The organism is Mycobacterium sp. JS623, assembly GCF_000328565.1.
Taxonomy (GTDB): Bacteria; Actinomycetota; Actinomycetes; order Mycobacteriales; family Mycobacteriaceae; genus Mycobacterium.
Window position 1 is genome coordinate 877,470 of record NC_019966.1, and the last position, 18,268, is coordinate 895,737.

An 18,268-nucleotide genomic window follows, 5' to 3' on the forward strand; every position below is an offset into this window, starting at 1 on the left:
TCGTGGCTGGACCGGATTATCTCGAGCTGCTAGTCCCGGTTGTCGGCGCGGCAGCAGGCGCCGTTGGAATCGTGACACGCGACCTGTACGACCGACGTTCGGAGATCGGCCGTCAGAAATATGCGATGGAAATCGCGACCCGCCAGGTGAATTTCGCAGCAGACTGGTGGAAAGCTAAGCAAGCCCTCGGTTGCACCCCCGACGATCAAGATGCACGTGCCACCGCAGAGTCGTGGCTAGAACAGGCGACTTCTCTGATGTCGGAGACTGGGCGGGCGCCGGAGGGGCGTAAAACCGAGCCTTCAGTGGCGCGAAGACTGCTATTGGCGTACCCGCTTCGCCGTCGAACCGCAAAAGTTCTGAGGGCTCTTTACTACGCGCTGCTGGTTTTCATGCTCTCTGGCGTGCTGGTGTCCTTCTTCGAAGTCTCGTTGCCGGACTTTACTTTTGGCGAAGCAGTGGCTCTTGGCGCTAATAACGTCATCATCTACGGGTTGGCGGCCTTGGGTGTTAGGGCACTGGCAGTCTCGGTCGAGAATCGAAACGCTAAGCCCGGAGTTACTGCAGCACAACGTCTTTCATCACTGGTCAGTACATCGGCCAATCCGCAGGCCGGTTGGTATCCGGATCCGTCTGGTGTGGCGGGACAGCGCTACTGGGATGGTCGACAGTGGACGGCGCCTCACACAGCTGCCCAGACCTCTGGTAGAAGTGTGGTTTGAGGGTCTGCCGCAGCCACTCCTGGAATCGATCACTGCTCCGATTTGGTATCGGCTGCGCTACGAGGATGCCGCCTGACGCCGGTGCCTGTCGAGGTGTGTATGGGCGCCGCCGGCGACCATCGTGCGCGGTCGCGGATGAATATGAAGCGGGCGAGTCGGCTTACCCGATCCGCTCACCGCGTGACGCGGTAGCGGAGGTGAGCCACGCCGGGAGCTTCCAGCACGCGAACCAGCTCCATCTTCGGCACGCCGGGCTGGAACCCGTCGAACAAGCGCTCACCTGAGCCGAGGATCACTGACGACACCTGCAGATCGATCTCATCGACCAGGCCCGCCTGGATCGCCTGCCGGCCGCACGATGCGCCACCAGCGATCGAGATGTCCTTTCCGCCGGCAGCCGCCTGCGCCTGTGCATAGGCGGATTCGATGCCGTCAGTGACGAAATGGAACGTCGTCCCACCGTCCATCTCGATCGGATCGTGGGCGTAGTGGGTGAGCACGAAGACGGGGCAGTGGTATGGCGGGGTGTCGCCCCACCATCCTCTCCAATCGGAGTCGCCCCAATCGCCCCGAATAGGGCCGAACATGTTGCGGCCCATGATGGTTGCGCCCATACCATCCAGCATGTCGGACATCACCTGCTGGTTGACCGGGTGATCCCTGTTCGGGCCGATATGCCAATCGTGAACGGCAAGGCCGCCTACCCCGAGGGGATTCTCTTCACTCTGATCGGGTCCGGCGACGTAGCCGTCGGCCGAGATCGACATCGAGAGGTTGGTGCGCGCCATGTGAAGTTCCGTTCCGTCGTGTCGTTGGGTTGCCTCTGCCCAATATGACCGCCCCGCCGCCAGAAACTCATCGGCATCCGGCGCTCATGCCCCAAGTCTGACGCCTACCTCGACCGCGAACGGGGCAACTTCGAGTGGTGAACCGGGTCAGTCAGCCGCGATTGCAGTCTGGACTTCGGCCACTTCACGCCCTAGGCCCATTCACCGAAGGTTCCAGCGCGGTGTTGTCACCGCCCGCGCGTAGCGTCCGCCACATGGGGGACAAACAACGCGCACGCAAGGCCAAACAGGCCCGACGTGACGAGCGCCGCGCGAAGAAGCGCAAGGCCGGAGCTTCTGTCGAAACGACATTCAGCGACGCGATACGTCGTGCTTTGGTGGGACATCCACTCAGCCTGCTGAGCGTGGCCAGCATGATTATCAACGTGGCGAAACCCGAATCGCTACTATCGCCTAATTCCGCCCGGCCCGACCCAGACCTTCTGGAGCGGGTGCTAACCGGTTTGATCGGTGTGCGGAATCGGGAGACGACGGCGCTTTTGGCGGTCGTCACCGAACTTCTGGTCGAGGAGCCAGCTACACAGCTCCGATGTCGACTCGAGCTGGCCGAGCGAGGCGAGCATCTGCCGCGGTGGATCTCCGCTTTGCCGGAGGTCGACGTCTACCGGGCGGTGCGCAGAACCAATGTGTTCGGTGACGTTGACGAACTCGTAATTGGTATGCGACTCGACGGCGGTCACGAGCTGACCATTGCCGTCGGAATCGACCACAACCTGTGGTCGAGCGTGGGTTATGCGGGTGCGGTACCAGAGTCGATCGACGACGTCCTGACGCAGCTGGCCGAAATGAGCAGCGACACAACCGTTTCCGAGATGAACCTGGCCGATGCCCGGGTGTGGATCGAGGATGCGCTCGACGAGCCCACATTCACACCGGAGACAGAGACGTGGCCGCTTTATAGGGCACTGGTTCAGTGGCTGGTAAGTCGGCTGCCTGAAGGCGGCGAACATCGGTCACCGGTCGAGGGGTGGAAGTCGAATAGGGAGTTGTGCGACAGATTCTTCGCCACCACGTCCGCGACGCCGTTCGGCGACCCCGGCCATCGGCAGTTGCTGCTTGAGCTCTTCGAGACTGGTTCTGGAGATCCGTTTCGATGGAGCGCGGCGCGCGTCGAACGGGCAATTCGTGGCGCTTACTACGGCGAGGACTTCATTCCGTTGGAAGTCGCACTTGACGCTCCGGATTTGCTACGTGCATTCATTCCATATGCTCACGCGCGCAGCGGGATTCGGGACGAGCTGACATCGCGAACGCTCGCTATGGTCGATGCACTGCGGTTGAGCTACAAGCGGGAGGTTCTCAGGCACGCATCAAGAAATTCGAGCGTGATCATCGGCACGTTTAGGGCCACTCGTTGATACGAGCTGCAGCGGCTACATCACCTGGCGTTTAGTGACTACCGGCGGTGGCAATACGTGCCACCGTGACTCTCCTGGCCGGCTCGGGCGTCTGCCGCTGATCTGATGAACTCGTCACTTTCGCACTGGTTGGCAGTCGGATTCGCGCTGCTGGCAGCGTTGTGCACTGCTATTGGAATTACGGTGCGGCAGAGGGCTATTCAAGACGAAGCGTCTCGACTGCCACCGCCGGACACGATCGTGACATCGTGGGTTCGCGACCCCACTTGGTGGATCGGCATTGGTGTCGCCGTGGCGGGATTCGCATTCCAGGCAGTCGCGCTGGTATACGGATCACTTTTATTGGTCCAGCCCTTACTGGTGTCTGCCCTACTGTTCGTGCTGCCCCTGGGTGCGCGCTTCTCCCGCCAACGCGTCCGCGCCGCGGACTGGGGGTGGGCGCTGATGCTGACTGGCGCGTTGACTGTGTTCATCCTCGTCGGGCGGCCGAGCGATGGTGATGGTCACCCGGCTGCTTCGAGCCGCGCGTGGGTGCTGTTGTTCGTGGTGGCACTGTCGATGGTGATCCCGTGCACGCTCGGTGCTCGCCGCACGACCGGTCGGCTGCGGGCTTCGCTGCTGGCGATTCCTGTGGCTGTGCTTCTCGGCTTGACAGCCGTCCTGACCAAGGTCTGCGCTCACAGGGTCTCTGTGAGCGGATGGGATGGTCTGCTGACGGTGCCGGCGCCGTACGTGTTCGTGGTGCTGGCGGTGTCGGTCACCGTGCTGCAGCAGTCGGCATTCAACGCGGGGGCCTTGCAGGCCTCGGTTCCGATCATGCTGGTCGGCGAGCCCGTGGTCGCCGCGTTGATCGGCGTGGTGGTGCTCGGCGAGGGCCTGACCGTGGATGGTCTAGCGGCGCCGGCTTTGGTCGCCGCGATAGGCGCCATGACGGCCGCGACGATCGCGTTGGCCTGCGGCAGCCGTGGGCGGTCAGACCAGCTGAGTAAAAACTCCAGCCGGAGCGCCCCGCCCGCGGCTGGTGCGGCCGCGGCCTCGCTTGACCGCCGCTCTGCAACCAGCAGCGTTCGGTGACGCACGCCGAACGGCAGGTCGTCGACCCGCCGCGTCTCCGCCCTATCCCTCCGCGGCGACCAACGATCCCAGCTTCACGTCGGGGTTGTCCCGTTGGAAGCCCTCCAGTCGCCAGCGGGTGGAGAACAGCACGAGCATGACTCCGTCGGTGCGGGTCAGGACTTCCGATGACACCTGTTTGCTCATGAACTCGGCGTCGGCAGGGTCCACGATCCGCGCCACCTGGTAGGGCAGTGACTCCAGCGAGATCGGGGCGCCGATCTCGGCGGCCATCCGGTGCACGGCCACCTCGAACTGCATCGGGCCGACCGCGGCGAGCACCGGCGCTTGCTCGCCACGACGGTCTGATCGCAACACCTGAGCAACGCCCTCCTGTTCCAGCTGCTCGATCCCGCGGCGAAACTGCTTGTGCTTACTGGGATCCGTGCCGCGGGCCACCGCGAAATGCTCGGGGGAGAAGCTGGGTATCGGCGGATACTGCACGGGCACATCGCGATACAACGTGTCACCCGGGCGCAGCGCCGCGGCGTTGGCTAGCCCGATCACATCACCCGGCCACGCGGTATCCAGCGTGGCGCGCTGCTGGCCGAACACCGACTGCGCGTACTTGGTGACGAACGGCTTGCCGGTCGCGGCGTGGGTGAGAACCTCTCCGCGCTCGAATGTGCCCGAGACCACCCGCGCGTAGGCGATGCGATCGCGGTGGGATGAGTCCATCCCCGCCTGCACCTTGAAAACGAATGCGCTGAAGGGTGATTCGGTCGCGCGCCGACCCCCATCGACGTCGAGCGATCCGCTCGGCGCCGGTGCGACGTCGACCAGCACATCGAGCAGCTGATTCACCCCGAAGTTCAACGCTGCCGACGTGAACAACGTCGGTGTCGCCGCGCCGCTGAGGAACTGCTCACGGTCGTAGTCCGAGCCATCCGCCGACAGCAGTTCGGACTCCTCGACAGCGGTCTCCCAGTCGACGCCCGCGGCCGCGTGAGCGTCGGCCGCGGCGATGTGCTCTTCGGGGGCAGCGGTGGCGCCGCCCGCGGTGCGGGTGAACCTGATGAAGTTTCCGGTCCGGCGGTCGAGCACCCCTTTGAAGTCGCCGGCGATGCCGACCGGCCACGTCAAAGGCGTTGGGCGCAGCCCGATTCGAGCCTGGATCTCGTCCATCAGTTCCAGGGCGTGGCGGCCGGGGCGGTCCCACTTGTTGACCACCGTGATGATCGGGATCCCCCGGTGCTTGCACACCTGGAACAGCTTCAGTGTCTGCGGCTCAAGGCCTTTCGCGGCGTCGATGAGCATCACCGCGGAGTCGACGGCCGTCAGCACTCGGTAGGTGTCTTCGGAGAAGTCGGCGTGGCCGGGGGTGTCGAGCAGGTTGATGACGCAGGTTCGATACGGGAACTGCAACGCTGTCGACGTGATCGAGATGCCCCTGGCCTTTTCCATCTCCATCCAGTCAGACACCGTCGAGCGCCGGCCCGCCTTGCCGTGGACCGCGCCGGCCTCGGTGATGGCCCGCGCGTGCAGCGCCAATGCCTCGGTCAACGTGGATTTGCCGGCGTCGGGATGGCTGATCACGGCGAAGGTTCTGCGGCGGCTCGTCTCAGCGGCGATACGGCCAGGTGGCGAGGTGTCGGAGGTCAGCGGAGCGGCCAGGGCATTGTCGGTCATAACGTCAGCGATGGTATTGGCCCGCGAGGCAAACCAGTAATCGACAATGGTGCGCGATGATCCTTTCGACAATCCGTGATCCTCGCTTGGTGACGATCCGCCGCGGCGGGACCCTCACAGATTCAGACCATCACCTGCTCGCGCTGTGGGCCGCAGAGTGCGCTGAGCACGTCCTTCCCTACTTCGAGTCCGCCAGGCCTCGAGACCAGCGGCCACGGCAGGCGATCGAGCACGCCCTTGCTTGGGTGAGTGGCGAGGTGAAGATGATGAAGGCTCGCACGGCGGGCGGCCATGCCATGGGTGCGGCCCGAGACCTGCGTGGGGCACCACGGTATGCCGCATACGCTGCCGGCCAGGCCGCCGTCGTCGCCCACGTCGCCGCGCACGAGCTCGGCGCGGCCGCCTACGCAATCAAGGCAGCGCGTGCTGCCGCGCCTCACGATGCAGCCGAGGCCGCGGGGGGTCTTGAATGCCGATGGCAGCGCGACCAGCTTCCTGATCCGATTCGCGAACTCGTTCTCGACGATCAGCGGTTGCGAAATGACCTCTGCTGGTCAGTGTTTGACTGCTGAGGCCCGATCGAGGCCGCGGCTCACACCGAGTACCCAGCGCATGATCAACCTGCGTCATCTACTTCTCCTTTGTGTCGATGGCCGCGGCGAACTCCGCAGCCAGGGTGTCGAGTTGGGCAGCTGTTCCGTGTTCACGCCACGCCGGCTGCTCCTGGCCCGACAGGTACATGCCGTGCTCGGTCAACACCAGCAGGGTGCCGTTGTCGGCTGACTGGAACTCGACGCTGGTGACCGAGACGGTCGACAGCTGATCCCCGGTGTGCAGTGTCGACATCGTCAGAATGCGTTCATTGGCCACGATTTCGGCGTAGCGAGCCTCGTAGGTCAACGGCCGGCCCTGTCCATCGAAGCCTTTGACCGTCTCGAGGCCGCCGACCACAAAGTCCTGAGTGTGCTCAGCTCCTTGGGCCATCCATCGCTTGCGCGCCGCCGGATCCGCCCATGCCTGGAACACCCTCTCCACCGCCGCGGGGTAGTGGCGCTCGAGTGTGAACGTCGAGTGCGTTACGTCCGTCATCACTTTCCTTTCAGGTAGTCGTCGAGCTCGTCGAGCTGTCGTTCCCATTGCGTGCGCTGGCCGCTGAGCCAGCGCTCTGCGTCGCGCAGCGCCTGTGGTTCGATCCGGCAGCTGCGGACCCGGCCCAACTTCTCGGTGACGATGACTCCCGCCTCTTCCAGCACCTTCAGGTGCTGCATCACCGCGGGCAGCGACATCGCGAGTGGCTCGGCCAACGCCTTGACCGGCGCAGGACTTCGGACGAGCCGCTCGACGATCGCCCGCCGGGTCGGGTCGGCGAGCGCGTGGAAAACGCGGCCCACCTCGTCAAACCCGGAATAGTTAGGCATCTACCTAACTATCACCGGCTGCCATGAAAAAGTCAAGCAGTTACTTAACTATTGTTGGACCGAGGTCCGCCCAACGACCGTGAGCTGCGGCGAAGAGCTAGAACAGCGACAGCTGCCGATCCTCGCCGAATTTGACGGGCACGGGCCGCTGGCGCACCTGCACTGGCCACCAGAACCATCGACCCAGCAGCGCCGCGATCGACGGCGTCATGAACGACCGGACGATCAACGTGTCGAATAAAAGCCCCAGCGCGATCGTCGTTCCGATCTGGCCGAGCACGCGCAGGTCGCTGAAGATGAACGACGCCATCGTGAACGCGAACACCAGCCCTGCCGCCGTCACCACCGAGCCGCTGCCCGCCATCGACCGGATGATGCCGGTGTTGATCCCGGCATGGATCTCTTCCTTGAACCGCGACACCAGGAGAAGGTTGTAGTCCGACCCCACCGCCAGCAGCAGGATGACCGCCAATGGCAATATCACCCAATACAAGTCGACGCCAAACAGGTGCTGCCATACCAACACCGACAGGCCGAACGACGCACCCAACGACAACGCCACCGTGCCCACGATGACAAACGCCGCGACCAGGCTCCGCGTGATGAACAACATGATCAGAAAGATGAGGCAGAGCGACGCGATGCCCGCGATGATCAAGTCGTAGTGCGCCATGTCCGCGATGTCTTTGTACGTGGACGCCGTACCGCCGATATACACCTTCGACCCCGCCAACGGCGTCCCCTTGACCGCCTCCTGCGCCGCATGTCTGATCCCATCGATATGCGAAATGCCTTCGGGCGTAGCCGGATCCACGTCATGCGTGATGATCATCCGCGCAGCCTTACCGTTCGGCGATAGGAACAACTTCAGCCCGCGCAGGAACTCCGGGTTGCTGAACGCCTCCGGCGGTAGATAGAACGAGTCATCGGTCTTCGATGCGTCATACGCCTGGCCCAGCGCGGTCGAATTCTGCAGCGCCGCTCCGCTTTGGCCGTAGATGCCTGACGTGGTCGCGTAGTTCGTCATCGTCAGATCGCGGTTGGTCTGCTGATTTTGGATCTGCGGCGGAATCAGCGCGAGCAGCTTGGGCTGCAGCTCATCCAGTTTCGCGATGCTCCCCGAGACGTTGGCCAACTGATCGGTCAAATCGTTGATGCCGTCGAGCGCGTCGAACAGCGACCGCAGGGCCCAGCAGATCGGGATGTCGTAACAGTGTGGCTCCCAATAGAAGTAGTTGCGGATCGGCCGGAAGAAGTCGTCGAAGTTCGCGATCTTGTCGCGCAGCTCCTGCGCCACCACCACCGTCTGCTGAAACGCCACCGTCTGTTCGTGCGTCACCGCGCTGGACTGCTGCTGCAACGCATACTGCTGCCGCAGAATGTTGATCGAGTCGTTGATGACGCCCACCTGCTTCTGCAGGTCGTTGGCGCGGTCCTGCTGGAACGGCAGGTTGTTGATCTGCGCCGCGCTGTTCGCACTGATCTGGAACGGGATCGACGTGTGATCCAAGGGGGTGCCCAACGGCCGCGTGATCGACTGCACCTGCGCGACGCCGTCGGTGTGAAAGACCGCCTTGGCCACCCGCTCCAGCAGAATCATGTCGGTGGGATTGCGGAGATCGTGGTCGGTCTCGATCATCAGCAGTTCGGGATTGAGCCGCGCCTTCGAGAAGTGCCGCTCCGCGGCCGCGTATCCCACATTGGACTTGGCAGTGGACGGCATGTACCGGCTGACGTCGTAGCTCACCTTGTAGCCGGATAGCGCTGCCAGTCCGACGAAGGCCAGCGCCATCGTCGCGATCAGGATCGGCCCGGGCCACCGGACGATCGCCGTCCCGATTCGCCGCCAACCCCGCTTGGCCGTCTTGCGTTTGGGTTCCAGCAGACCGAAGCGGCTACCGATCACCAGCACGGCGGGCGCCAGCGTCAACGACGCGATCAGTGCGACGAAAACACCGATGGCAGCAGGGATTCCGAGGCTCTGGAAATACGGCAGGCGGGTGAAGTACAGGCAGAACACCGCGCCGGCGATCGTCAAGCCGGACCCCAAGATCACGTGCGATGTGCCGCGATACATGTCGTAGAAGGACGCCTCGCGATCGAAACCGTCGTTGCGTCTCTCCTGATAGCGGCCGAGCAGGAAGATGACGTAGTCGGTACCCGCGGCGATGACCAACAGCGTGAGGATGTTGGTCGAATACGTCGACAGCCCAATGAGTCCGACGTTCGCGAGCAACGAGACGATCCCGCGCGCTGCGGACATTTCGACGAGCACCGTGATGAGCGCCAGCAGCATCGTGACTGGCGACCGGTAGACGATGAGCAACATCAGCGCGATCACCACGACGGTCAACAGGGTCACCATCACGGTGCTCTCGTTGCCCACCTCGAACTGATCGGCGATCTGCGCTGCCGAGCCGGCGACGTAGGCGTGTACGCCAGGCGGTGCAGGCGTTTTGGCGATGATCTGGCGCAGGGCGTCGACCGACTCCAGCGACAACGCCTCACCCTGATTGCCGGCCAGGAACACCTGAACATAGGCGGCTTTGCCGTCCGAGCTCTGCGAGCCCGCGGCTGTCAGCGGATCACCCCAGAAGTCCTGCACATGCTGGACGTGCTTGGTGTCCTCGTTGAACCGCTTGACCAGCTCGTCGTAGTAGCGGTGCGCGTCGGCGCCGAGCGGCTGGTCACCCTCGAGCACCACCATCGCCGCGCTGTCGGAGTTGAACTCGCCGAACACCTTGCCGATTCGTTGAAACGCTTGCAGGGAAGGTGAGTCCGGGGAGCTCAACGCCACGTTGTGCTCTTCGCCGACCTTTTCGAGCTGCGGCACCAGTACGTTCGTCAGGGCGGCGATGGCCACCCAGATCAACACGATCGGCACGCAGAGCCGACGAATCCATTTGGCGACCCGGTCTGTCGTCGTGGGGCGTTCGGTGAGATGTTGGCTCATCCGGATTTGTCCAGGCAGTAGGTGAAGGCGTTCAGGGTGTTGACCGTTCTTTCGTCTTTGACGACGTCGTCGATCTTGATTCGGCAGCCGAGGGAGTCGCTGTCGCCTTGGGCGGAGACGTTGACGAAGACGGCCGGTTGGGTGGTGGTGGTGTCATAGGACCAGGGCAGGGTCGCGGCGTCGACACGCTGGGGTTGGGCGTTGACGTCGAGGTAGGTGATGGTCGCGGTGGTGCCCGGTGGGCCGTAGACCTCCATGACGACGTGCTTGGGGTTGAACGGGTGGATCTCGTTGGCGGCTGCGCTGGGGGTGGAGGTGACGTCTTTGGAGCCGAAGATGCCGTTCAGCCGGTACACAGCGAATCCCGCGACCGCGATGACGAGGATCGCGACCAGAAGCATCCAGCGTCGCAACAGTCGGCTTCCGAGCGAAACCCGCTGCATCCGTGGCCTTTCGACGAGCGGTGACACGTTGATGGGCGGCCGACATCCCGGGCGTGGGATATCAACTTGGTTGACATTACGGTACGAGATCGGACCGCACAAGCGGGGCAACAATCCGACGAGCATCGCCGCTGGATCGGACAGGAGCGGGGCGGGCAAGACGGATTGTCGGAGTGCAGCGGTGTGCGGGCCCGTCGCGCCACTCCAGAACGAGTGCTCGAGCGCTAGGCGTCGGCAACCCAAGGTTTGCAAACACCGAGCGGCGGGAAAGCGAAACCCATTGTTTGTCCTGTTCGCAAGGAGGCGACCATGGCAGCGCCGGCCGAGACGCAAGGTGTAATCCGCAGCATCATTCCCGCACGAATCGACCGATTGCCGTGGTCGCCGTTCCACACCAGGATGGTCGTCGCGCTGGGCGTGGCCTGGATCCTCGATGGTCTAGAGATCACCGTGGCCAGCGCCGTGGCCGACACGCTGACACAGCCCGAGACCCTGGGGTTGTCGTCGGCCGCGGTTGGCTTCATCGCCAGCGTGTACCTGGCCGGCGAGGTCGTCGGCGCGCTGTTCTTCGGGCAACTGTCGGACAAACTCGGCCGACGCAACCTCTTCATGATCACCTTGGGCGTCTACCTCCTCGGTAGCGGCCTGACCGCGTTGACTCTCGGCAACGGCGCAGGGTGGATCGTGTTCCTCTACATCACCCGGTTCATCGCCGGCATGGGCATCGGCGGCGAGTACGCCGCCATCAACTCCGCGATCGACGAGCTGATCCCTGCCCGCTTCCGCGGCCGCGTCGACATCGCCATCAACGGAACCTATTGGGGTGGTGCGATTCTCGGCACCATCGGCACGTTCGTATTCCTCAAAGTCATCGACCTCAGCCTCGGTTGGCGGCTGGCCTTCCTCATCGGCCCGGTGCTCGGCCTCGTGATCTTGTTCGTGCGGCGCAACTTGCCGGAGAGCCCGCGCTGGCAGGTGATGAACGGCCGTGTGGATGCCGCCGAAGAGTCGATCTCCTACATCGAGCGCGAAGTCGAGGCCACCGGCGCTACGTTGCCTCCTGTCGACGAGAGCAAGGCCATCGAGCTCAAACCGACTGAGAAGATCGGCTATCTGGCGCTGACGCGAGTCCTGTTCCGTGATTACCCGTCCCGGTCCATCCTCGGCGCGACTCTGATGATCAGCCAATCCTTCCTGTACAACGCCATCTTCTTCACCTACACGTTGGTGCTCGGCAAGTTCTATGGCGTGGCGTCCGAAATGACGCCGCTGTACCTGATCGCGTTCGCCGTCGGAAACCTCACCGGCCCGTTGACCATTGGGCACTTCTTCGACACCATCGGCCGCAAGAAGATGATCGCCGGTACGTATCTGTTGTCCGGTGTTCTGCTTGCCGTCAGCGCGGTCTTGTTCAACGCCGGGGTGCTCAACGCGATCACCCAGACCATTGCCTGGTGTGTCATCTTCTACTTCGCGTCGGCCGGCGCCAGCGCCGCCTATCTGACTGTGAGTGAGATCTTCCCGCTCGAGGTGCGGGCCAAGGCCATCGCGGTGTTCTTCTCCATCGCTCAGTGCTTCGGCGCCCTCGGGCCGGTCGTCTACGGCGCGCTCATCGGCGATGGCTCCCAACCCTTCTTGCTGTTCCTTGGCTATCTGCTGGGTGCGGGCGTGATGATCGTCGGCGGCTTGGTCGCATGGTTCCTCGCGGTCGATGCCGAGGGTCGGTCGTTGGAAGAGATCGCCACCCCGCTGGCCGCCGCCGGTGTCGAGCGGCGCAGGGGTTCCGTCCGCGCGGAGGGTGCCGCTAAGCCGTACTCGCCCTGAGTGCTATCCGACGGCCGACGCCGACGGCGGTGCCGAACCACCTTGCGGCTCAGTGGCTGTCATCAATCGGACGATCTCCTCGCGATCGGCCGACGACGGAAGACCCATGCCGGGCTCATAGCCGTAAACCTCATGCAGGGGCGTCGCGGCGGTCCGGCCGTCAAGGATGTCCACCGAATCGGTGGTGATCAGACCGGGGTGCTCCACTCCGCACGCCTCGGCCACCTTGACCAGGTCGCGTCGTAAAGTCTTGATGTAGTTGGCCATTCGCACGGCCTTGACCTCCGGCACGAGTCCGCGCGCCAGCCACGCGTTCTGGGTGGCGACGCCCGTGGGGCACGTGTCGGTGTGGCACTTCTGCGCCTGAATACAGCCGATCGCGAGCATCGCCTCGCGGGCGACGTTGACCATGTCGCAGCCGAGCGCGAAGGCGACCACCGCGTTGTCGGGCAAGCCGAGCTTGCCGCCGCCGATGAATGTTATGTCCTCATGCAGATTTCGCTCGGCGAAGATCCGATACACCTGCGCGAAGCCGAGTTGGAACGGCAGCGAAACGGTGTCGGTGAAAATCAGCGGTGCCGCGCCCGTGCCGCCCTCGCCGCCGTCGATGGTGACGAAGTCGACCCCGCGGCCTGTCTCGCGCATGAGATCGGTTAGCTCATACCAGAATTCGAGATCGCCGACCGCAGACTTGATGCCGACTGGCAGACCGGTCTCGGCGGCGAGCATTTCCACCCAGTCCAGCAGGCTGTCGGTGTCGGTGAATTCCGCGTGCCGCGACGGGCTGATGCAGTCGCGGCCCTCGGGCACACCGCGCGCTTCCGCGATCTCGGCCGACACCTTCGGTGCGGGCAGCAGCCCGCCGAGGCTGGGCTTGGCGCCCTGGCTCAGCTTGATCTCCAACGCTCGCACCGGCGCGCCGGCCACCACGTCCTTGAGCTTGTCGATGTTGAAGCGGCCCTCGGCGTCGCGGCAGCCGAAGTAGGCGGTGCCGATCTGGAAGACGAGCTCGCCGCCGTGGCGGTGATAGCGGGAGATGCCGCCTTCGCCGGTGTTGTGCAGGCAGTCGGCCAGCGCGGCGCCGCGGTTGAGCGCCTCGACGGCGTTGCCGGACAGCGACCCGAAGCTCATCGCAGAGACGTTGACGACGGATTTCGGCCGGAACGCCTTGGGCCGATTGCGGGCGGCGCCGATCACCTTGGCGCACGGCAGCTCCACCTCGTGCCCGGCCGTGGGCGCCGACCGCGGCACGGCGCGACCGAAGGTGCGGTGCTTGATCACCGGGTAGCCGGCCGTGAACTCGAGGTCGTTGTCGGTGCCGAAGCCGAAGTAGTTGTTCTCCTTCTTGGCCGAGGCGTACACCCAGCGACGCTGGTCGCGGGTGAACGGTCGCTCCTCGTCATTGGCCGCGATGATGTACTGCCGAAGCTCGGGGCCGATGGCTTCGATCAGGTATCGAGCGTGACCGACGAGCGGAAAGTTGCGCAGCAGCGCGTGGTTGCGCTGGAACAGGTCACGGGCGACGACAGCTCCCAACGTCGAAGCAGCCGCGGCCGCGACAGCGCGAAAGACCCGGCTCATGGGGTCAGGGTTTCCGTGAGGGCGGGCCCCGAAACGCTCCAAGAAATCGCCAAGCGCGCCAGCAGAGCATTTCGGTGTCAGGCCCACCCGGGGCCTCAATACAGGAGTGGACATGAAGCTGATCGCGGTGCCCATACTGGCGGTTGCTCTGCTCGCAGGCTGTTCTGCGGAGCGAACGACCCCTGCGGCTCCGGCTTCGACCGTGACGGTAACGGCCGCGGCCCCCTCGGCTTTTGTGGCTGCACCGACGCCCGCCGCGCCAGTGACCGTCACCATGACGACCACGCCTCCAGCACCGGCATCTGAGGTGGCCGGGCCGTGCACCGACGACGACCTCGAGGTCACCAACGGGACGCTGGAGTCAGCCAACACCCAGAAGCACGTGATCCTGTCGTTCAAGAACACGTCGTCGCATTCCTGCACGCTTGTCGGCTATCCCGGCGCAGACCTGGTCACGCCGGCCGGCGGTGTGCTGATCAACGTGCCTCGGCGTCCGGCCAATGCCGCACCACACCTGACGCTGGACCCCGGCGAGGTCGCCACCGCAGACGTCACGGCGTATGCGATCGACACCGCGACCGGAAACGCGTGCCCTCGCTGGGGCAACCTGGTGGTCACTCCGCCTAACGGCTTCGTCTCGCATCCGATGAGCGTCGACATGCCGATCTGCACCGCGAGCATCAGCTCGGTGGGCTAGTTCGATATCCGTTGCGCGACAGCGCCATACCGCTCGAAGCGGTCTTGATCGCCGAGCGCGTTGTACAAGACGATGCGGGTGGCGACGCCGTCGTACTTGTCGGTCAGGGCATTAGCTAAGCCGTCCCACGTCGATTCGGTCGCGAACGTAGCGATGTGGTCGTCGGTGATCTGCTCTGCCATGCCCTTGTAGTCGCCGGCCTTCTGCTTCTCCCGTATACGCGCGGTCGTTCCCTCGAACCCGGCCTCGTCCCAGATGAAGGCGTAGTTCGGGGTGCTTCCGTAGAAGCTCATGCTTGCGCGCACCAGCTCGCGCTCGTTGTGGCGTTCCTCGTCGGTGTCGCCGACGATCGTCATGACCGGAACGATCACCGCGATGTCTTCCGTCGAGCGTCCCGACTTGGCTGCTCCCGCAGCCACATTGGGCACCACGTGCCGCGCCAGGTATCCCGGCTCGCCGAGCGGATGCACATGCACGCCGTCGGCCACTTCACCAGCCATCCGCAGCATCCACGGATTCACCGCTGCGACATCCACTTTCGGGTCTGGCGCGTCGATAGGGCCGGCGCTCCACTGCGGCGTGATGAAGTCGAGGTTGTAGAACTCGCCGTGGTAATCCAGCTTGCCTGTGCGAAACGCTGCGAAGCACGCCTTCACCGCTTGCACGTAATCCCGAAGCCGGGGGCCGGGCTTTTCGAAGTCCACGCCGTAGCGCCGCACGACATGGGTGCGCACCTGTGTGCCAAGGCCGAGCCGGAAATTTCCGCTCGTCGCTTCTTGCAGTTCCCACGCCGTCGCCGCCGAGACGAACGGACTGCGCGGAAACGCCACTGCGACGCCGGTGGACAGCTGCAGTCCGGGCGCCGCCTGGGATGCGACGGCCGCATCCAGATACGCGGTGCGACCCGTTTCGGTGAACAACAGCCCGTCGAACCCAGCGGCCTGCGTCCGCCGCGCCAAATCGCCGATCTTGCCCAACGGTTGCGGGACCGTCATCACATCGACGCGCACGGTCGAACAGTATGCCTGCGAGTGAGCGCCGTTTGCTGCTTTTTCCGCCCAGGAGCGGCGACGACGCACAATTGTGCTTTTTTGTGGCGTGTCATTGAATGCTGACGCGCTTGCCGGTGAGCCACGCGAAGAACTCGTCGGCCGAAAACACCGGCTTGCCGTACTCCTGCGCCTTGCGGGCCTTGCCCGACTGGGTGCCGGCTTCCGCGGTCACCAGCACCTCGCACCACGTCTTCGTCACGGACTTCACCGGCGCCAGGCCGACCCCCGACGCCAGCCGCTCCATTTCATCGCGCTCAACGATCCGCCCGCGCGAGTCCTGCGCCGTCCCCGTGAAGCAGATCCGCGCACCGGGTACCAGAACCGAGTCGATGTCATGACGCTCCGATAGGCAAGCGCCAGAAACGATCTCGGCGCCAAGGAACGCCTCTGCCTCCCGCAGCCGTTCGGCCACCGCATCGGTCAGGGCTACGCGGGACGCTGCCGCACAAAGCTGGTCGGCCACCGATTGCCGCGCCGCCGCGATCCACGGCGTCTCGTCATCGCCCTGCACCTCTGCGGCCGACGACCCTCGCAGCAGGATCGCGCTGAGATCACGGCTGACCCGTAGCAGCGCCGACAAAGCGGGCAGATGGCTGGCCGCCGGCGTCGGCGCATCGTCGTCGCGGCTGACCAACAGGCCCGACACTGATTCGGCGGATTCCGGTTCCTCGAACGCCGACGCGCCACCGTCATCAACGTCCGCGCTGGTATGCGCGTTCAGCGCCGTCCGCGCCCGTCCCAGCGCCGTCGATGCCCTCGCGGTTCCAGCCAGATTCAGGCCCAACGGCATTGGCGTCACGTGGCCCAGCCGCTTCAACTCGAAGTCGATCAGCCCGAGCGTCTCGTCGATGCCGAACCCGACCGGCGTGTAGCCCGCCAGCATCGGTGCGATCACCGCCCACGCCTCCCGCAGCCTCGGCGCCAACAGCACATCGGACACCGTGATCCCGTATGGCTGACGGGCGTCGGCCAAGTCGCGTTGCGGATTGACCACCGTCGACACCGCCGTCCCGTCGTCGAAGGCCACCGCCAACTCCACTGGCCGCGGCCGCGACATCCGTCCCTCGTCGCCGACCGTCAGGAGGCCGATCCCGCAATACCGCCGCACCCGATCGTCGCGCACTGCGCTGCGCAGGAACCGTGCGATGCGGCGGTCAACCTTCAAATCCTTCGGCAGCACAGGGCGTTTCAGCACCAGCCCATTCATCGACGTGCACCGGCTCAGCGCCACGTACAGCTGACCGGTCGAGAACATCCCGCCCGTCAGGTCCACCATCAACCGGTCCAACGTCTGGCCCTGGCTCTTGTGGATCGTGATCGCCCAGGCCAGCTTGAACGGCAGCTGGGTATACGAGCCGATCACTTCACGGGCCAGCGAACCGCCCGCCACCACCGGCCGGGTTGCCTCCCAGGTGTACGGCGTCACGTCCGCGCAGGAGCCGTCGGGAAACTCGACCTCGACAATGGCTCCAAAGCGGTCGTAATCGACACCGACGACTCGGCCGATGGTGCCGTTGACCCAGCGGTCGCCCTGATCGTTGTTGAGCATCATCACCTGTGCGCCGACCTTGAACCGCAGCGTCTCCTCGACGGGCGGGTCGAACAACGACAGGTCGCCCGATATGCGGGCGTGGTGGACCAACTCGTCGCCGGGCAACCGTTCTAGCTGCTGACGGTTGCGCGCCGTAACCAGGCGATTGGTCGGCGCCAGCGTCAGCCAGAACTCGCCCTCGGGCGGGACGAAGTCGGGATACGTGCGTGCGTTCAGCTGCTGTTGGGCGTGACCCAACAGCACGCCTTCGCGAATTTCGTTGAGAATGGCGGTCATTCGATCGTCGCCGAGCTGCCGGAACACCGTCGTCAACGCCACGGTCGGAAAGTCGTCACGTCGGAAACTGTTGGCGGAGAAGAAGTACGGCGTTTCGTAGGTGGTCGAGAAGAAGTCAGCCTCACCCTCGGTGACCACCGGCGGAAGTTGGTACAGATCGCCGACGAGCACGATCTGCACACCACCGAACGGCTTGCCCTGCGCCGGTCCGAACCGCTCCAGCGCCGCGGCCAGCATGTCGAACACGTCGGCCCGCACCATCGACGCCTCGTCGATGATCAACGTGTCCAGCGACGCCAGCGTCTTGGTGAACCGCCCCGGCCGGTAGCCGCCATCGCGGACGTCGTGCAGCGTTGTCGTGGTGCGGAACCCGAACAGCCGATGAATCGTGTACCCGTCGACGTTGAGAGCGGCGATGCCGGTGGGTGCGACCACCACGACGTTGCGCTCGGTCTCGGCGATGAACCGACGGATCAGCGTCGACTTACCAGTGCCCGCCTTGCCCGTCAGGAAGAGGTGCTGGCCCTCGGCCAGCGTTGCCAGCGCGTGTTTGAACTCGTCGGTGAGGACGAGCTCGCCCGGCGCAGGACCCACGCAACAAACGTAACCGCGCTCAGAGCCCGCTTAATGTGGCACGTGCCCTCCGCGGCGCTTGGGATTAATGAGGTCAATGTTACTGAAGGTGTAATCGTGGCGTCGGTGTCGCGACACGCACGGAACAAGATCAGAAATTTGCGTTTCGATTCTGACGCCGAAGGGTAACGTTCGCGCAGGTTAAAGCGTCGATCCACGAGGGGAGCCA

General features: G+C 64.5%; 15 protein-coding genes. 6 read left to right on the forward strand and 9 right to left on the reverse strand.

The features are described 5' to 3' along the window. Positions 1–2: 2 nt before the first annotated feature. Positions 3–722 (forward strand): DUF2510 domain-containing protein, encoded by a 720-nt coding sequence (locus MYCSM_RS38030; RefSeq protein WP_015304884.1) that lies wholly within the window; start codon positions 3–5, stop codon positions 720–722. A gap of 173 nt (positions 723–895) precedes the next feature. On the opposite strand, the gene MYCSM_RS04145 is transcribed toward MYCSM_RS38030, so the two are convergent. After that, positions 896–1,510, reverse strand: a complete 615-nt coding sequence (locus tag MYCSM_RS04145; RefSeq protein ID WP_015304885.1) for a dihydrofolate reductase family protein — start codon at positions 1,508–1,510, stop codon at positions 896–898. 254 nt (positions 1,511–1,764) lie between these two features. Between MYCSM_RS04145 and MYCSM_RS04150 the strand changes: the two genes are divergently transcribed. Together MYCSM_RS04150 and MYCSM_RS04155 are read left to right on the forward strand one after the other, a co-directional pair. Next, positions 1,765–2,928, forward strand: a complete 1,164-nt coding sequence (locus MYCSM_RS04150) for a hypothetical protein (protein ID WP_015304886.1) — start codon at positions 1,765–1,767, stop codon at positions 2,926–2,928. Between the two features lie 105 nt (positions 2,929–3,033). Beyond that, a complete protein-coding gene (locus MYCSM_RS04155; protein ID WP_015304887.1) occupies positions 3,034–4,002 on the forward strand; it encodes a DMT family transporter in 969 nt (322 codons plus the stop codon). Positions 4,003–4,044: 42 nt separating this feature from the next. Here MYCSM_RS04155 and MYCSM_RS04160 read toward each other — a convergent pair whose 3' ends face one another. Further along, positions 4,045–5,670 carry a peptide chain release factor 3 gene (locus MYCSM_RS04160; RefSeq protein ID WP_015304888.1) on the reverse strand — a complete coding sequence of 542 codons (1,626 nt, stop codon included), beginning with the start codon at positions 5,668–5,670 and terminating at the stop codon, positions 4,045–4,047. 56 nt (positions 5,671–5,726) lie between these two features. On the opposite strand from MYCSM_RS04160, the gene MYCSM_RS04165 reads away from it, so the two are divergent. After that, a complete protein-coding gene (locus MYCSM_RS04165; RefSeq protein ID WP_015304889.1) occupies positions 5,727–6,242 on the forward strand; it encodes a putative immunity protein in 516 nt (171 codons plus the stop codon). Between the two features lie 58 nt (positions 6,243–6,300). Here MYCSM_RS04165 and MYCSM_RS04170 read toward each other — a convergent pair whose 3' ends face one another. The 4 genes from MYCSM_RS04170 to MYCSM_RS04185 form a co-directional block, all read right to left on the reverse strand. Continuing rightward, entirely contained in the window at positions 6,301–6,759 is a 459-nt protein-coding gene (locus MYCSM_RS04170) for an SRPBCC family protein (protein ID WP_015304890.1), read from the reverse strand. After that, positions 6,759–7,088: an ArsR/SmtB family transcription factor gene (locus tag MYCSM_RS04175; protein WP_015304891.1), complete on the reverse strand. Its 330-nt coding sequence runs from the start codon at positions 7,086–7,088 to the stop codon at positions 6,759–6,761. The genes MYCSM_RS04170 and MYCSM_RS04175 overlap by 1 nt, the downstream gene beginning before the upstream one ends. Positions 7,089–7,185: 97 nt before the next feature. Further along, positions 7,186–10,041, reverse strand: coding sequence for an MMPL/RND family transporter (locus MYCSM_RS04180; RefSeq protein WP_015304892.1), 2,856 nt, complete (start codon positions 10,039–10,041; stop codon positions 7,186–7,188). Next, complete coding sequence (locus MYCSM_RS04185; RefSeq protein ID WP_015304893.1) at positions 10,038–10,484, reverse strand: MmpS family transport accessory protein; 447 nt, start codon at positions 10,482–10,484, stop codon at positions 10,038–10,040. The genes MYCSM_RS04180 and MYCSM_RS04185 overlap by 4 nt, the downstream gene beginning before the upstream one ends. Before the next feature lie 309 nt (positions 10,485–10,793). Here MYCSM_RS04185 and MYCSM_RS04190 point away from each other — a divergent pair, with 309 nt between their 5' ends. Further along, positions 10,794–12,308, forward strand: coding sequence for an MFS transporter (locus MYCSM_RS04190; protein ID WP_015304894.1), 1,515 nt, complete (start codon positions 10,794–10,796; stop codon positions 12,306–12,308). 3 nt (positions 12,309–12,311) lie between these two features. Here MYCSM_RS04190 and MYCSM_RS04195 read toward each other — a convergent pair whose 3' ends face one another. Continuing rightward, a complete protein-coding gene (locus tag MYCSM_RS04195; protein WP_015304895.1) occupies positions 12,312–13,889 on the reverse strand; it encodes an FMN-binding glutamate synthase family protein in 1,578 nt (525 codons plus the stop codon). A 112-nt stretch (positions 13,890–14,001) separates the two neighbouring features. On the opposite strand from MYCSM_RS04195, the gene MYCSM_RS04200 reads away from it, so the two are divergent. After that, on the forward strand, positions 14,002–14,586 hold the full coding sequence (locus MYCSM_RS04200; RefSeq protein WP_015304896.1) for a DUF4232 domain-containing protein: 585 nt from the start codon (positions 14,002–14,004) through the stop codon (positions 14,584–14,586). Here MYCSM_RS04200 and MYCSM_RS04205 read toward each other — a convergent pair. Together MYCSM_RS04205 and MYCSM_RS04210 are read right to left on the reverse strand one after the other, a co-directional pair. Beyond that, positions 14,583–15,596 carry a TIGR03617 family F420-dependent LLM class oxidoreductase gene (locus MYCSM_RS04205; protein ID WP_041311302.1) on the reverse strand — a complete coding sequence of 338 codons (1,014 nt, stop codon included), beginning with the start codon at positions 15,594–15,596 and terminating at the stop codon, positions 14,583–14,585. The genes MYCSM_RS04200 and MYCSM_RS04205 overlap by 4 nt on opposite strands. A gap of 91 nt (positions 15,597–15,687) precedes the next feature. Beyond that, entirely contained in the window at positions 15,688–18,060 is a 2,373-nt protein-coding gene (locus MYCSM_RS04210) for an AAA family ATPase (protein ID WP_015304898.1), read from the reverse strand. Positions 18,061–18,268: the final 208 nt, after the last annotated feature.